The sequence below is a fragment of the Pseudomonas sp. ADAK7 genome (assembly GCF_012935675.1).
Taxonomy (GTDB): Bacteria; Pseudomonadota; Gammaproteobacteria; order Pseudomonadales; family Pseudomonadaceae; genus Aquipseudomonas.
The window spans coordinates 306,864-322,483 of the sequence record NZ_CP052861.1 but is presented as its reverse complement, the minus strand read 5'-3'; the positions used below and the strand labels follow the sequence as shown (position 1 = coordinate 322,483).

Sequence of the window (15,620 nt, the reverse complement as noted above, 5' to 3'; positions counted from 1 at the left end):
GTAGCATCCGCCGCTCTTTTTCCACCGCAATGGATCACCCACCGTGAACATTCGACCCCGCGTCGCCACCGACGATGCCGCCCTCGCCGCCCTGTGGGAACGCTCAGTGCGCGCGACCCACGATTTTCTCAGTGAAGACGATATTCAATTCTTCCTGCCGCTGGTGCGCGATGCCTACCTCCCGGCGCTGACGGTGTGGGTCGGCGAAGACCCGGAAGGCACGCCCGCCGGCTTCATCGCCACCGGCGGCGACACCGTGGAAATGCTGTTTATCGAACCGGCGCAACGGGGCCGGGGCATCGGCCGACAGTTGCTCGACCATGTCAAAGCGCTGCACAAAACCCTGAGCGTCGACGTCAACGAACAGAATCCCCAGGCCCACGGCTTCTATCTGCACTATGGTTTTGAACAGACCGGCCGTTCGCCCACCGATGGCGAAGGTCGGCCGTTCCCCATCATTCACCTGGCACTGCGACCGGCGTAAACATTCCCCGGCGCATCCCGTTCATGCTTAAGTGACGCCCATTAATCTGCCCAGAAGGTAACTGACCATGCTGCTGAAAAAAGCCCTGACCTCCGCCGCCCTGCTCGGCTCGCTGCTCGCCGCATCCTCGGTGTTCGCCCACGCCCATCTGAAAAGCCAGACCCCGGCCGCCGACAGCACCGTGGCCGCGCCGACTGAATTGCGCCTGGTGTTTTCCGAAGGCGTTGAAGCGACCTTCACCAAAGTGACGATCAAAAAGGACGGTGCCGATGTCCCGGTGAAAAACCTGACCACCGAAGGCAGCGACAAGAAAACCCTGATCGTCACACCGGCCGTACCGTTGACCGCCGGTGCCTATAAAGTCGAATGGCACGCGGTGTCGGTCGACACCCACAAAAGCGAAGGCGCCTACAGCTTCAAGGTTGGCCAGTAATTCATGACCGACGCGCTGGTGCTGTGCCGCTTCCTGCATTTTGTGGTGGTGTTGATGCTGTTCGGGGCCTGGGTGTTCCAGCCCTTGCTGTTGAACGCTGACACTCTGGGTCGGCGCCTGATGCGCATCACCCGTTGGCTGACCGCCGTGGCACTGGTCAGTGGTGTGACCTGGCTGCTGCTGATCACCGCGAGCATGGCCGGGGCCTGGAGCGCGGCTTTCGATCCGTCGACCCTGGGCCTGGTGCTGCGCAATACGTTTTTCGGCCAGGTGTGGAGTTGGCACTTGCTGCTCAATGCCGTGCTGATGGTTTTGCTGCTGACGCCATTGCATTCGAATGCGTCGCTGAGACTGGTCGTGAGCGGCTTGCTGCTCGCGACCCTGGCGCCGGTCGGCCATGGCGCGATGCTCGACGGACTCAGCGGCCAATTGCTGATCCTTAACCAGATCATCCACCTGACCTGCGTCGGTGCCTGGCTGGGCGGGTTGCTGCTGTTGGTGATGATCCTGCGGCAGCCGAACGGCCACGCGTTGAGCACGGTACTGCGACGTTTCAGTGGAGTCGGTTATGGCTTGGTCGCGGGGTTGGTGATCACCGGGTTGATCAACGTCCGCGTGCTCACCGGGGCGTTCTGGCCGACGCCGTTGCTGTCCGGGTTTGCCTTGATTCTGTTGATCAAGGTCGTGCTGGTGGCGGTGATGCTGGGGCTGGCGCTGTTCAATCGGTTGCGGATCAAGGATTGCGAGCAGCGGGTTGGCGCGCTTAAAACCAGTGTGATGCTGGAATGGTTGTTGGGGATGGGTGCAGTGGCGGCGGTTTCGCTACTGGGCACCCTGCCGCCGATGATTGCCGGTTAGGGGTGGTCAGGGGGTTTCGGTGTGGCCTTCTGCGGCAGTATCAATACTGACGACCACCGACATCCCCGGCCGCAACCGCTCACTCTGCTCCTGCCCCTCATCCACGGTGATCCGCACCGGCACCCGCTGGGCGATCTTGACGAAGTTGCCAGTCGCGTTGTCCGCCTGCAACAGGCTGAACTCCGATCCCGTGGCCGGTGAAATCCGCTGCACTTTGCCCTTGAATTTGCGATGGTCGAGCGCGTCGACGGTGAAGCTCACCGGTTGGCCGACGCGCACGTCGTCCATCTGGGTTTCCTTCATGTTGGCGATCACCCATAACTGGTTCGGCACCAGCGCCATCAACTGCGCGCCGGAGTTGACGTAGGCGCCGAGGCGCACGCCGATCTGCCCGAGCTGACCGTCACGCGGCGCCAGCACGCGGGTGTTGGACAGGTCAATGCGCGCCAGTTGCACCGCCGCTTCGGCGCTGGCCACTGCTGCCTCCAGCGAGCCGCGATTGACGATTACCGTTTGCAGATCCTGCCGGGCAATTTCCAGATTGGCCTGAGCCTGGGCTACCGCCGCAATGGTCTGGGCGTTGGCGGCCAGGGTCACGTCCAGCTCACGCTTGGACACCGAGCCGTCGTTGATCAATTCCTTGTTGCGGCGCAGATCGGCTTCGCTCTTGCGCTGCTGGGCCTGGCTGTCGGCGACGGCAGCCTGACGCAACTTGATCGTCGCTTCGGCACTGTTGCGTTGCTGCACCACGTTGGCCAGCGCGGCTTTCTGCACCGCCAGTTGCGCCAGGGACTGATCGAGGTGCTGCTTGTAGATGCGATCATCGAGGCGCACCAGCAAGTCACCGGCCTTCACAAACTGAAAATCCGTTACCGGCACTTCGTACACATAACCGCTGAGTTGCGGGCCGATGATCGTCACCTGACCGCGGACCAAGGCGTTTTCCGTGGTTTCCACCGAGCTGCTGAACGGCGGCAATTGCCACGCGTACAGCACGATCAGCACGCCGACGATGGCGATCGCCGCGAAGCCCATGGACGAGATGATCCGCACCCGCAGCGAGCGCGGTTCGGTGTCCGGCGAGGACGGTGGCGCCACGCCTTCGGGGGTGGCGGCGATGGCGTTGGTGGTCGTGGTGGTCGGTTCGGTCATGAAGAAGTGGCACCGTTGGGTTGAACGGAAGACGTGGCAGGTGCTGGGGCGACGGCTTGGGTGGTGCTCATCAGCCACAGGGCGCGAATGGAAATCCAGATCATGGTCAGCACCGCAATCACGGCGATCAGCATGAACACATCGTTATAGGCCAATACGTTGGCTTCGCGAGTGGCGGCGGTGGCCAGGCTGCGAATGCCTTGCAGGTTGCGCAGGCTCGGGTCGGCGATCATTGAGCCCACCGCATTGCCGCCGCTCTGCACCCGTGCCGCGACGCGCGGATCAAGCAGGGTCAGGTGTTCAACGATATGGCTGGAATGGAATTTCTCGCGAACGATCTGGAACGTGCCCAGCAGCGCCGCGCCGATTAAGCCGCCGAGGTTCTGGCAGATCCCGAACAGCACCGAGAAACTCACCAGATTGCGCGGATTGGTCAACACCCGGCGCGTGCCGAGGACCATGGTCGGGCCAAGGAAAAACGTACCGCCGAAGGCCAGCAAAAACTGGCTGAAGTACATGTTTTCCGGGCGGGTCAGGTTGTTCGAGTAACTGTCCATCACCGAGCCGACCGCCATCAAAGCGAGGGATACGATCAGCGGCATGAACAAGTGTTTGGGGTCGATGGTCAGGGCGCTGGTGGCCAGGCCGGCGATGCTGCCGAGCAACATCACCACGTACAGGCTGTGCAGCTGCTGACTGCTCATGTTCAGCATCTGCATGAAGCCGACTGCACCGGTGGATTGCTCGGACAACACCATGCGAATCAGGATCACCGCCAGGGCCAGGCGAATCATCACCCCGCTGCCGAGCCAACGGGTCATCAGCATCGGGTTGCTGCGGTTATGTTCGATGGCCAGGCCGGCGAGGATCAGCACGATGGACGCCGCCGAAGCGACGCCGATCCACGGTGCTTCCAGCCACCAGTCGATGCGGCCCAGGGACAGCACGGCGCAGAGCAAGGCCACGCCGCTGGCGAGGATGGCGAAGGTCAGGAAGTCGAGTTTTTCGAAGGTCTTGAAGCGGTCGCCCGGCGGTAGTTTGAGCAGGAACACGCAGCCCAGCGTCAGCAGCGCCATGCCCAATTCGAACAGATACAAGCCGCGCCATTCGGCGATTTGCATCAAGTCTTCGGAGAACAGCCGCGCCAGCGGCAGCGCCAATTGCGAAGCACCCAGGCCCAGCACCAATGCCTTCATCCGCCACTTCGCCGGGAACGCCTGGATCATGTAATACAGGCCCAGCGAACTCAGCGCCGCACCGACCATGCCGTGGGCCGCACGCACGGCGATCGCCGAACTCAGGTCATTGACGAACAGATGGCCGAAGGTCACCAGGGCGTAGAGCACCAGGAACACTTCGGTGAAGGCGCGCAAGCCGAACTGCTGGCGAAACTTCACCAGCAGCAGGTTCATCGAGACGTTGGTCATGACATAGGCCGCCGGCAACCAGGCCATTTCGGCGGTGGTCGCGCCGAGCGCGCCTTGCAGGTAAGGCAGGTTGGCGATCACCAGCGAATTGCCGAGGCCACCGGTCAACGCCACCAGCAAACCCACCAGCGCATAGGCCAAGCGCTTGGGATTGGAGTGCACGGGGGTCGAGGGGGAACCGGGCAGACTGGGCCGTTCGTGGGGCTGCCAGTCGCGCGGGGCGTAGTGATCCATTCAAGGGCCTTGTTCTGAGAGGCTGCCAGTTTGCCGGAAAATCGTCGGGCAAAACACACATCCCTGTGGGCATCGCACCTGTGGCGAGGGAGCTTGCTCCCGCTGGAGTGCGTAGCGCTCCCAGTATTTTTGGTCTGCTTCGCAGCCCAGCGGGAGCAAGCTCCCTCGCCACAGTCATCTTTCACTCGACATCGATATCGACTGGGACGACGTCTTCGCGGGCAAGCCTCGCTCCTACAAGTCGTGCGCGCCCCATGTCATCGTACAACTTCTGATTGACAACCCCGCAAAGCCTCGCAAATAATCGCCGCCATGTTGTACGACGACGTATAACAAACAATAAAAACAACAAGAAACAAAGGGAAGTCACAGTGAGCAAACTCGTCCGTCATTCCTCCGTCCGCACCCCTCGCCCGACCTTCGTCCGCCGCCACACCCTGAGCCTGATCGGTTGCAGCAGCCTGGCCCTTGCCTTGCCCATGACCAGCCACGCCGAAGGTTTTGTCGAGGATGCCAGCGCCACGCTGAACCTGCGCAACGCCTACTTCAATCGCAACTTCACCAACCCGGCCTACCCTCAGGGCAAGGCTGAAGAGTGGACGCAAAGTTTTATTCTCGACGCCAAGTCCGGTTTCACCCAAGGCACCGTCGGTTTCGGTGTGGATGTGCTGGGCCTGTACTCGAAAAAACTCGACGGCGGCCAAGGCACCGGCGGCACGGGACTGCTGCCGCTGGATCATGACGGGCGTCCGGCGGATAACTTCGGTCGCACCAACGTGGCGTTCAAGGCCAAGGTGTCGAAGACCGAGTTGAAGGTCGGCGAATGGATGCCGGTGCTGCCCGTCCTGCGCTCGGACGACGGTCGCTCCCTGCCGCAAACCTTCCGCGGCGGCCAGGTTACCTCCAGCGAAATCGATGGCCTGAAGCTCTACGGCGGCCAGTTCCGCGCCAACAGCCCGCGCAACGATTCGAGCATGGATGACATGTCGATGAACGGCAAAGCCGCATTCACCTCGGATCGCTTCAACTTCGGCGGCGGTGAATACACCTTCAACGAAAAACGCACCCTGGTCGGCGTCTGGTACTCGGAGCTCAGCGACATTTATCAGCAGCAGTATTTCAACCTGAGCCACAGCCAGCCCATCGGCGACTGGACCCTGGGCGCCAACCTCGGTTACTTCATCGGCAAGGAAGACGGCAGCGCCCTGGCCGGCGATCTCGACAACAAAACCGCGTTCGCCATGCTCTCGGCCAAATACGGCGGCAGCACCTTCTACGTCGGCCTGCAAAAACTCTCCGGCGACGATGTCTGGATGCGCGTCAACGGCACCAGCGGCGGCACCCTGGCCAACGACAGCTACAACTCCAGCTACGACAACGCCAAGGAAAAATCCTGGCAAGTACGCCACGACTACAACTTCGTCGCCCTCGGCATTCCCGGCCTGACCATGATGAACCGCTACATCAGCGGCGATAACGTGCACACCGGGGCGATCACCGACGGCAAGGAATGGGGCCGCGAGAGCGAACTGGCGTATACCGTGCAGAGCGGCGTATTGAAGAACCTCAACGTCAAATGGCGCAATGCGAGTATTCGCAAGGACTTCAGCACCAATGAGTTCGATGAGAACCGGATCTTCGTGAGCTATCCGATTTCGTTGTTGTGAGGTTGGGATCGCTTCAAGGCTGACTCCGACCTGTGCGACACCACGCTCTTTGTAGCAGCTGGCGAAGCCTGCGTTCGGCTCGTGTAGCAGCTGCCGAAGGCTGCGTCCGACTCGTGTAGCAGCTGCCGAAGGCTGCGTTCGGCTGCGAAGCAGTCGTGAACCCAGGCGACGCGGTGTATCAGAAGGACCGTGTGCTCAGGTTTTACGACTGCTTCGCAGCCGAACGCAGCCTTCGGCAGCTGCTACAGGTGTCGAGCGCAGGCGTCGCCAGCGGCTACATCAATCGCGGCGTGGCAAGACCCTCCGTCAATTTCCACCGCTGGCGCGTTGACAACCACGGGAAAGGCTAACGATACTCCGCTCAAGTCATACGACAACTTACAACAACTGCAATGACTCCGTATTAGGACCTTCCATGACCACGACATCCCCTGCCCCTTTCAACCGCCTGCTCCTGACCGGTGCCGCCGGCGGCCTTGGCAAAGTCTTGCGCGAAACCCTGCGCCCCTACGCCAACGTGATTCGCCTGTCGGACATCGTCGACCTCGCCCCGGCCATCGATGACCGCGAAGAAGTCGTGATCTGTGACCTCGCCGACAAGCAAGCCGTGCATCAACTGGTGGACGGCGCGGACGCGATCCTGCACTTCGGCGGCGTGTCCACCGAGCACTCGTTCGAAGAGATCCTCGGCGCCAACATCTGCGGCGTGTTCCACATCTACGAAGCCGCGCGTCGTCATGGTGTGAAGCGGGTGATTTTCGCCAGTTCCAACCACGTCATCGGTTTCTACAAACAGGACGAAGTGATCGACGCCCGCTCCCCGCGCCGCCCGGACAGCTACTACGGTTTGTCGAAGTCCTACGGCGAAGACATTGCCAGCTTCTATTTCGATCGCTACGGCATCGAGACCGTCAGCGTGCGCATCGGCTCCTCGTTCCCGGAACCGCAAAACCGCCGCATGATGAGCACCTGGCTGAGCTTCGGCGACCTGACCCAATTGCTCGAACGCGCGCTGTACGCGCCGAATGTCGGCCACACCATTGTCTACGGCGTGTCCGACAACAAGAACGTCTGGTGGGACAACCGCTTCGCCGCCGGCCTGGGTTATGTGCCGCAGGACAACTCCGAAGTGTTCCGCGACAAGATCGAAGCACAACCGATGCCGGCCGCGGATGACCCGGCGATGGTTTACCAGGGTGGCGCGTTTGTCGCCTCCGGCCCGTTCGGCGATTGAGCCGACCTTCGAGGGAATGAGCGTCCATGCAAGCCGAATTGATTGTCGATGCCCGCAACGCGGTCGGTGAATGCCCGGTCTGGGTGCCTGAGGAAAACGCCCTGTACTGGGTCGATATTCCCGCCGGTGGCTTGCAGCGCTGGAGCGCCGCAACCGGGCATGTCCACGCCTGGAAAACCCCGGAAATGCTCGCCTGCATCGCGCGTCACAGCGACGGTGGCTGGGTCGCCGGGATGGAAAGCGGGTTCTTCCATTTGCGCCCGCACAACGATGGCAGCCTCGACAGCGAACTGCTCGCCCACGTCGATCATGCCCGTCCGGACATGCGCCTGAACGATGGCCGCTGTGATCGTCAGGGGCGTTTCTGGGCCGGCAGCATGGTGCTGAACATGGGGGCCAACGTGGCGGAAGGCACGTTGTATCGCTACAGCAGCGGGCAGCGTGGGCCGATTGAGGCACGCCTCTCTGGCTTCCTCGTCCCTAACGGCCTGGGTTTCAGCCCGGATGGCCGGACGATGTACCTGTCTGATTCTCATCCGCTGGCCCAGCAAATCTGGGCTTTCGACTACGACCTCGAGAGCGGCACACCGAGCAATCGCCGGCTGTTTGTCGACATGAATCACTTCTGCGGCCGGCCCGATGGCGCGGCGGTGGATGCTGAGGGTTGCTACTGGATCTGCGCGAACGATGCCGGGTTGATTCATCGGTTTACCCCGGACGGTCGACTGGACCGTTCGCTGGCCGTGCCGGTGAAGAAACCGACCATGTGCGCGTTTGGTGGCAGTGGGCTGGATACGTTGTTCGTGACCTCGATTCGCCCGGGGGATGACCATGACGAGCAGTCGTTGGCCGGTGGGGTGTTTGCGCTTAATCCAGGCGTGAAAGGTCTGCCTGAACCGCTGTTTCTGGACTGATGATCAACATGACACCCACCCTGCTCGAACTCGAAGACCACCTCACCCACCTCACTCTCGCCCCCGAACTCGGCGCCAGCATCGTCAACTGGACGGTACGCAGCACCGGCCAGCCACTGTTGCGTCACAGCGACAGCCAAGCCTTGAACACCGGCCTGCCCGGCAAGCTCGGCTGCTATCCGCTGGCCCCTTGGTCCAACCGGATTTCCGAGGGCGGTTTCGACTGCCCCGAAGGCTGGTTGGCCCTGACGCCGAACAGCCTCACCGATCCCTTGCCGATCCACGGCAGCGCCTGGCAACAGCCGTGGCGGATCGTTTCGCAAAGCCGAAACGAAGCCGTCCTGGAACTCGATTGCACAACGCCCTTCGCCTACCGCGCCCGACAACGTTTCCACTTGAGCGAAGGTCAGTTAAGCATTGAATTGCAGGTCACCCATCTGGGCGAACACGCCGCGTGGCACGGCCTCGGCTTGCACCCCTACTTCCCGCGCACCGCCAATACTCGATTACAGACAAAGGCCCGACAGGTCTGGTTTTGTGACAGCGCCAAACTGCCGACCGAACTCAGCCCGTTACCGGCCGAATGGGATTTCCAGCAGCTCAAGGATTTACCGCACACCCTGGTGGACAACGGTTTCTGCGAATGGGACGGACACTGCCTGATCCAGCAACCCGAGCTGGGTTATGAACTGGAATGCCAGGCCACCGGCAGCGATTATTACCTGCTGTACTGCCCGGTAGACTTGGGGTTTTTCTGTATCGAGCCGGTGAGCCACCCAGTCAACGCGCACCACTTGCCCGGTCGGCCGGGGTTGCGATTGCTCGAGCAAGGCCAATCCACCGCGCTGGGGTTCAGCCTGCAATACCGCAAACTCGGCTAACCCAGCAACTGACTCAACACCGCGCGCAACTTGCCGGGTTTCACCGGTTTGTTCAGCAGCGGCGCGTCGAGGCGCTGCAAGGAGCGGCGGCACTGGTCGGTGCGGTCGGCGGTGATGATCACCGCCGGAATCGCCTGGCCGAAGTGCTCGCGCAGATGCCGCACCACATCACAACCGACCACCCCGTGGTCGAGGTGATAGTCCGCCAGAATCAGTTCCGGTGCCCGTCCCTGCAACGCCGCCAAGGCAGAGAATTCGTCCGTGGCGATCACCACTTCGCAGCCCCATTGCCCGAGCAACGCGCTCATGCTTTCCAGAATGCTGACTTCGTTATCCAGCACCAACAAACGCCGGCCCGGCAGCGGGTTGCCGGTACCCGGTTGCGGCGCGGCCAGTGTGATCGGCAGCGGTACTTCATGGGAAATCGGCACGTCGATACTGAACACCGACCCGCGCCCCGGCCATGAACGCACCTGAATCCGGTAACCGAGAATCTTGGCGATGCGCTCGACGATCGCCAATCCCAGGCCCACGCCTTTACGATCGGCGGCGCGGCCAACGTCCAGTTGATTGAATTCCAGAAAGATCGAATCCAGCCGATCCGCTGCAATCCCGCGCCCGGTGTCCCAGACTTCCAGCCGTAACATCTGGCCCCGACGCCGAGCCCCGAGCAAGATGCAGCCCTCATCGGTGTAGCGGAACGCATTGCTGAGGAAGTTGCGCAGAATCCGCGTCATCAGCCGCAAATCGGTGCTTATGGCGAAGTCGCCCATGTGCACCCGCAGGTTCAGCCCCGCCGCCTCGGCCACGGACTGGAATTCCGAAACCAGCGGCGCGAGCAATTCGTCGAGGCGGTACAGCGCGACGTCGGGTTTCACCGCCGCCTGGTCGAGCCGGGAAATGTCCAGCAAATCCGTCAGCAGGTCTTCCGCCCCTTCCAGTGCCTGGTGCGTACGCTCCACCAGCACCTGCTCGACGTCGGGCAATTTGCGCTCGCGCAAGGTCGAAATCAGTAGCCGCGCGGCGTTGAGCGGTTGCAGCAGGTCGTGACTGGCGGCGGCGAGGTATTTGTCCTTGCTGCGGTTGGCCGCTTCGGCGGCGTCCCGGGCATCGCGCAAGGCCTGGGCAATCTGCTTGCGCTGGGTGATCTGCTGTTGCAGGTTGCGGTTGGCTTCGAGCAATTCGTCAGTGCGCGCGGTGACCCGTTGCTCCAGTTCATCGTTGAGTTGTTGCAAGCGCTGCTGGGCGAGTTTGCGTTCGGTGATGTCGGCGACAAAACCTTCAACCAGGCCTTCCTGATCGGGCTTGAGCAACAGGTTCATCAGCACGTCGAGGCTGCTGCCGTCCTTGCGCCGCAGCTGCGTTTCATAGCCGTGCAGACTGCGTTCGGTCTTGAGGATCTCGCCGATGGTTTCCAGCTCCCTGGCACCGCCGACAAACAGGTTGCTCGCCAGGTCCGCCAAGGAAAACAGCACCTCCTGCGGATCGTCATAGCCAAGCATCCGCGCCAGCGCCGGGTTGGCGGCGCGCATCCCTTCGAGCAGGCTGGCCTGGAAGATCCCGTGGACGGCGTTTTCGAACAGCCATTTATAGCGATTGCGCTCGGCTTCCAGTTCGTCCAGGCGCGCGTTGAGTTCCGGGTAATGGCTCTTGCGCGCCGAGTGACTGCCTAACCCCAGTAACCCGGCCAGCGCCCGTTGCTGCTCGTCAGAGGGCTTCGCCATAGACGACCTCGACGTCACGCTGACTGGATTCGCGCGGGTTGGTCAGGATGCACGGGTCGTGCATGGCGTGCTGCGACAGGAATGGAATATCCGCCATGCTCACCCCGTGCAGACCCAGGGTTTCGTGGAAGCCGATCGCATGTTTCAACGCGATCAAATGCTCGACCAGGCGCTTGCAGATCTGCCGGTGATTCAGGCCCCGGCAATCGATGCCAAAGGTCTCGGCGATCACCTTGAAACGGTCCGGCGCCGAGTTGTAGTTGAACGCCACCACATGTTCCACCAGCACCGCGTTGCACAAGCCGTGGGGCAAATCGAGAAAGCCGCCGAGGCTGTGGGACATGGCGTGCACGGCGCCCAGGATCGCGTTGGAGAACGCCAGCCCGGCCTGCATGCTGCCGAGCATGATTTTCTCGCGCAGGACAATGTCCGTCGGATTGGCGATCATCTGCACCAGATTGCCATTGATCAGGCGCATCGCTTCCAGTGCATGGGGGTCGGTCAACGGGCCGTGACCGGTGGAGACGAAGGCTTCGATGGCATGCACCAACGCGTCGATACCGGTACAGGCCGCCAGGAACGGGTCCATGCTCAGGGTGGTTTCCGGGTCGATCAGCGACACGTCAGGCACCGCAGCCTTGCTGACAATGGAGAACTTCATGCGTTCTTGCTGGTTGGAAATGATCACGAATTGCGAGACGTCGGCCGACGTGCCAGCGGTGGTCGGGATCAGGATCAGCGGCGGGCTGGGCACGCGAATGGTGTCCACGCCTTCGAACTCGAGAATGCTGCGCCCATGGGCGACGACAATGCCAATGCCTTTGCCGCAATCCATCGGGCTGCCGCCACCAATGGCCACAATGACATCGCAGTGGTTTTCCTTGTACAACTCGGCGCCGAGCATGACTTCCTCGACCCGGGGATTGGGCGAGACGTCGCTATACAGAAAGTAATCGATGCCCTGGGCCTGCAGGCTGGCCTCGACATCCGCGACCCAACCGGCGGCAATCACCCCGGGGTCGCTGACCACCAGCACCTTGCGGGCGCCGAAGGTCTTGGCGTAGTTGCCGACGTTGTGCCGGCAACCGGCACCAAAAATGATTTCAGGCGAAACGAATTTACGCAGCTGGCTGATTTTGTGGCTCATTGGAAAGCCTGTTTTTATTGTTTTGGAAGGTAGAAGCCACACTAACCCATCCGGTGGTGAATGCAATCAGACCAATGGGTAGCCGGTATCACCCGCGGTAGATCAACCGCGAAGCCTTCTCATTGCGCAACGTCAGGTGTTCCATGCCCTGCCCCGGCGCGTCGGCCTCTTCGCGGGCCTTGAGGATCACCCCATGGTGCGGCGACTTGCTGCACACCGGGTCGGCGTTTTCGGCATCTCCGGTGAGCATGAACGCCTGGCAGCGGCAACCGCCCAGATCCTTGTGTTTTTCATCGCAGGAGCGGCACGGTTCCTTCATCCAGTCATCGCCGCGAAACCGGTTGAAGCCGAAGGAATCGGTCCAGATGTGCTCAATGCTGTGCTCGCGCACATTGGGAAATTGCACCGGTAACTGGCGGGCGCTGTGGCACGGCAACGCGGTGCCGTCCGGGGTAATGTCGAGAAACAGGTTGGCCCAGCCGTTCATGCAGGTTTTCGGGCGTTCTTCGTAGTAGTCCGGGGTGACGAAAATCAGCTTGCATGGGTGGCCCTGGGCCTCAAGCCGCTCGCGGTATTCATTGGTGATGCGCTCGGCACGCTGCAATTGCTCGCGAGTGGGCAACAGGCCAACGCGGTTGAGTTCGGCCCAACCGTAGAACTGACACGTCGCCAACTCGACGAAATCCGCCTCCAGTTCCAGGCACAAATCGATGATGCGGTCGATGCGGTCGATGTTGTGCCGGTGGGTGACGAAATTCAGCACCATCGGGTAACCCTGGGCTTTCACCGCGCGGGCCATGGCGAGTTTCTGGGCGAAGGCCTTGCGCGAGCCGGCGAGCATGTTGTTCACCCCTTCGTCGGCAGCCTGGAAGCTGATCTGGATATGGTCGAGCCCGGCGATTTTGAAGTCGCGGACCTTCTGCTTGGTCAGGCCGATGCCGGAGGTAATCAGATTGGTGTAGTAACCCATGTCCCGCGCGGCTTTGATCAGCTCGGCGAGGTCCTGGCGCACCAACGGTTCACCACCGGAAAAACCCAGTTGCGCGGCGCCCATTTCACGCGCCTCGCGAAAGACGCGAATCCATTCTTCGGTGCTCAGTTCCTCGCCGGATTGGGCAAAGTCCAACGGGTTGGAGCAATACGGGCATTGCAACGGGCAGCGATAAGTCAGTTCCGCCAACAGCCACAGCGGCGGCCCTGGCGGCGATTTATTCGATCCAGAATTGAGCATGGGCCACCTCCAGAAACGTCAGCACGTCTTCGTCGATGCCCGGCACGCCGGGGAAGTTCGTCGACAATTGCTCGATGATTGACGCGACGCTGCGCTGGCCGTCCAGCAGATTGAGGATCTGCCCGGCGCTGGTGTTGAGTTTGATCATGCCTTCGGGGTACAGCAGCACATGGCAATCCTGGCGGGGTTCCCATTGCAGGCGAAATCCCGGTCTTAGGGACGGTGTTTTTTCGCGGTTAATCAAACTCACAGGGCAATCCCCCGATGCCAGACATTCGAGGGGGTGACGGTGTGATACGGCGGTCGCTCCAGCTCGTAAGCCATGCTCATCGCATCGAGCATGCTCCACAGCACATCGAGTTTGAACTGGAGGATTTCCAGCATCCGTTGTTGGCCTTCGAGGGTGACGTAATGCGCCAGGGTGATGCGCAAACCGTGCTCGACATCGCGCCGCGCCTGGCTCAAACGGGTACGGAAATAGTCGTAGCCGCCCGCGTCGATCCACGGGTAATGGGTGGGCCAGGCGTCGAGGCGTGATTGGTGGATCTGCGGTGCGAACAATTCGGTCAAGGAACTGCTGGCGGCTTCCTGCCAACAGGCGCGGCGGGCGAAATTGACGTAGGCGTCCACGGCAAAACGGACGCCGGGCAACACGAGTTCCTGGGAGAGGATTTGCTCGCGTTCCAGCCCCACGGCTTCGCCCAGGCGCAGCCAGGCTTCGATCCCGCCTTCGCTGCCGGGTTCGCCGTCGTGATCGAGGATGCGTTGCAGCCATTCCCGGCGCACGTCGCGGTCGGGGCAGTTGGCGAGGATCGCGGCGTCCTTGAGCGGGATGTTGACCTGATAGTAGAAGCGATTGGCGACCCAACCCTGGATTTGCTCGCGGGTGGCCCGGCCGGCGTACATAGCTTGGTGGAACGGGTGATGGATGTGGTAGTAGGCGCCTTTGGCGCGCAGGGCGGCTTCGAATTCGCTGGGGGACATTGGGGTGTCGGGCATTGCGGCTCTCCGGATTTTTGCGGTGTCTGGGCGGGCCTCTTCGCGGGCAAGCCTCGCTCCTACAGGTTTTGTGTAAGCCATGAAATCCACGAACGACGATGTTCTGTAGGAGCGAGGCTTGCCCGCGAAAGGGCCGTCCGCTACAGCACAAGACTCATGCCGTCATACGCCACCTCAACCCCCCGCCGCTCCAGCAACGCACGCTCAGCCGAGTCTTCGTCGAGGATCGGGTTGGTGTTGTTGATGTGAATCAGCACCTTGCGCTGACGATCGAAGCCCTCAAGGATGTCCAGCATCCCGCCAGGACCGCTCTGGGGCAGATGCCCCATTTCACTGCCCAGGCTCTGGCCCACTTCGCACACGCGCATCTCATCGTCGCGCCACAACGTGCCGTCCAGCAGCAGGCAATCGGCGCGCTGCATCCAGCTCATCACTTCTTCATCGACTTGCCCCAGGCCCGGCGCATAAAACACCGAGGCACCGTTGCGCAGGTCTTCGATAAACAGGCCGAGGGTGTCACCCGGCTGCGGATTGCCGCGATTGGGCGAGTACGGCGGTGCATTGCTGATCAAGGGGATTGCACGAAATTGCAGGTGTGCGCAGGCAGCGATGCTGAACGGCTCGCGGTCGAGTTCGATCGGTTGCCATTGCAAGCCACCGTTCCAGTGCTTGAGCATGCTGAACAGTGGAAAGCCACTGCTCAAATCCTCATGCACCCGCGCGGTGCACCACACCGAATGCGGGCAACCTTCGCGCAAGCTCAACAGGCCGGTGCAATGGTCGATCTGGCTGTCCAGCAGGACGACACCGGCAATCGCCGTATCGCGTAATCGGCGTGCCGGTTGTAACGCCGGGAAGCTTTCCAGCTGCGCACGAATGTCCGGTGAAGCATTGCACAGCACCCAATCCACGCCGTTGTCGCTCACCGCAATCGAGGACTGCGTGCGCCGTTGGGCACGCAGGCTGCCATCGCGCACGCCGGAGCACTGGCGACAGTTGCAATTCCATTGCGGGAAACCACCGCCAGCGGCGGAACCGAGAACGCGGATGTGCATGAGCAATGCTCCGGAAGGCAGGCCCGGCCAACGCGTCGGCTGGCCGGGTGATCAATCAGCGGTTGGCGAAATACATCGTCACTTCGAAGCCAATGCGCAGATCGGTAAACGCGGGTTTAGTCCACATGGGTCAATCCTCTTCTTGTGCCGGGCAATTCCGGTAAAGCCATTAATGCACGG

Annotated in this window: 16 protein-coding genes; 7 read left to right on the top strand and 9 right to left on the bottom strand. The window is 61.7% G+C overall.

What is annotated here, in order from left to right; genetic code table 11:
- Window positions 1-43 precede the first annotated feature (43 nt).
- The 3 genes from HKK53_RS01610 (at window position 44) to copD (ending at window position 1,775) form a co-directional block, all read left to right on the top strand.
- Window positions 44-484: an acetyltransferase gene (locus HKK53_RS01610; protein ID WP_169369027.1), complete on the top strand. Its 441-nt coding sequence runs from the start codon at window positions 44-46 to the stop codon at window positions 482-484.
- Window positions 485-551: 67 nt separating this feature from the next.
- Entirely contained in the window at window positions 552-917 is a 366-nt protein-coding gene (copC, locus tag HKK53_RS01605) for a copper homeostasis periplasmic binding protein CopC (RefSeq protein ID WP_169369025.1), read from the top strand.
- Window positions 918-920: 3 nt separating this feature from the next.
- Window positions 921-1,775, top strand: coding sequence for a copper homeostasis membrane protein CopD (gene copD, locus HKK53_RS01600; RefSeq protein ID WP_169369023.1), 855 nt, complete (start codon window positions 921-923; stop codon window positions 1,773-1,775).
- Between the two features lie 6 nt (window positions 1,776-1,781).
- Here the strand turns inward: copD and HKK53_RS01595 are convergent, their stop codons facing one another.
- Window positions 1,782-2,927, bottom strand: a complete 1,146-nt coding sequence (locus tag HKK53_RS01595; protein WP_169369022.1) for an HlyD family secretion protein — start codon at window positions 2,925-2,927, stop codon at window positions 1,782-1,784.
- Window positions 2,924-4,588 (bottom strand): MFS transporter, encoded by a 1,665-nt coding sequence (locus HKK53_RS01590; protein ID WP_169369020.1) that lies wholly within the window; start codon window positions 4,586-4,588, stop codon window positions 2,924-2,926. Before HKK53_RS01590 ends, HKK53_RS01595 begins: the two co-directional genes overlap by 4 nt.
- A 371-nt stretch (window positions 4,589-4,959) precedes the next feature.
- Between HKK53_RS01590 and HKK53_RS01585 the strand changes: the two genes are divergently transcribed.
- The 4 genes from HKK53_RS01585 (at window position 4,960) to HKK53_RS01570 (ending at window position 9,284) form a co-directional block, all read left to right on the top strand.
- Window positions 4,960-6,255, top strand: coding sequence for an OprD family porin (locus tag HKK53_RS01585; protein WP_169369019.1), 1,296 nt, complete (start codon window positions 4,960-4,962; stop codon window positions 6,253-6,255).
- Between the two features lie 415 nt (window positions 6,256-6,670).
- Window positions 6,671-7,489: an NAD-dependent epimerase/dehydratase family protein gene (locus HKK53_RS01580; protein WP_169369017.1), complete on the top strand. Its 819-nt coding sequence runs from the start codon at window positions 6,671-6,673 to the stop codon at window positions 7,487-7,489.
- Window positions 7,490-7,515: 26 nt separating this feature from the next.
- Window positions 7,516-8,403, top strand: a complete 888-nt coding sequence (locus tag HKK53_RS01575) for an SMP-30/gluconolactonase/LRE family protein (RefSeq protein WP_169369016.1) — start codon at window positions 7,516-7,518, stop codon at window positions 8,401-8,403.
- Window positions 8,404-8,411: 8 nt separating this feature from the next.
- Window positions 8,412-9,284: an aldose 1-epimerase gene (locus HKK53_RS01570; protein WP_169369014.1), complete on the top strand. Its 873-nt coding sequence runs from the start codon at window positions 8,412-8,414 to the stop codon at window positions 9,282-9,284.
- On the opposite strand, the gene HKK53_RS01565 is transcribed toward HKK53_RS01570, so the two are convergent.
- From HKK53_RS01565 to pqqA, 7 genes are all read right to left on the bottom strand, one after another.
- Window positions 9,281-11,008 carry a PAS domain-containing hybrid sensor histidine kinase/response regulator gene (locus tag HKK53_RS01565; RefSeq protein ID WP_169369013.1) on the bottom strand — a complete coding sequence of 576 codons (1,728 nt, stop codon included), beginning with the start codon at window positions 11,006-11,008 and terminating at the stop codon, window positions 9,281-9,283. The genes HKK53_RS01570 and HKK53_RS01565 overlap by 4 nt on opposite strands.
- Entirely contained in the window at window positions 10,992-12,155 is a 1,164-nt protein-coding gene (ercA, locus tag HKK53_RS01560) for an alcohol dehydrogenase-like regulatory protein ErcA (protein WP_169369012.1), read from the bottom strand. The genes HKK53_RS01565 and ercA overlap by 17 nt, the downstream gene beginning before the upstream one ends.
- An 88-nt stretch (window positions 12,156-12,243) precedes the next feature.
- The gene (gene pqqE / locus HKK53_RS01555; RefSeq protein WP_169369011.1) at window positions 12,244-13,386 is read right to left on the bottom strand and encodes a pyrroloquinoline quinone biosynthesis protein PqqE; all 1,143 of its coding nucleotides are present in this window, start codon (window positions 13,384-13,386) and stop codon (window positions 12,244-12,246) included.
- Window positions 13,364-13,636 (bottom strand): pyrroloquinoline quinone biosynthesis peptide chaperone PqqD, encoded by a 273-nt coding sequence (gene pqqD / locus HKK53_RS01550; RefSeq protein ID WP_169369009.1) that lies wholly within the window; start codon window positions 13,634-13,636, stop codon window positions 13,364-13,366. The genes pqqE and pqqD overlap by 23 nt, the downstream gene beginning before the upstream one ends.
- Window positions 13,633-14,385, bottom strand: coding sequence for a pyrroloquinoline-quinone synthase PqqC (gene pqqC, locus HKK53_RS01545; RefSeq protein WP_169369007.1), 753 nt, complete (start codon window positions 14,383-14,385; stop codon window positions 13,633-13,635). Before pqqC ends, pqqD begins: the two co-directional genes overlap by 4 nt.
- A 140-nt stretch (window positions 14,386-14,525) precedes the next feature.
- Complete coding sequence (gene pqqB, locus HKK53_RS01540) at window positions 14,526-15,440, bottom strand: pyrroloquinoline quinone biosynthesis protein PqqB (RefSeq protein ID WP_169369005.1); 915 nt, start codon at window positions 15,438-15,440, stop codon at window positions 14,526-14,528.
- Window positions 15,441-15,495: 55 nt separating this feature from the next.
- Complete coding sequence (gene pqqA / locus HKK53_RS01535) at window positions 15,496-15,567, bottom strand: pyrroloquinoline quinone precursor peptide PqqA (RefSeq protein ID WP_003253598.1); 72 nt, start codon at window positions 15,565-15,567, stop codon at window positions 15,496-15,498.
- Window positions 15,568-15,620 lie beyond the last annotated feature (53 nt).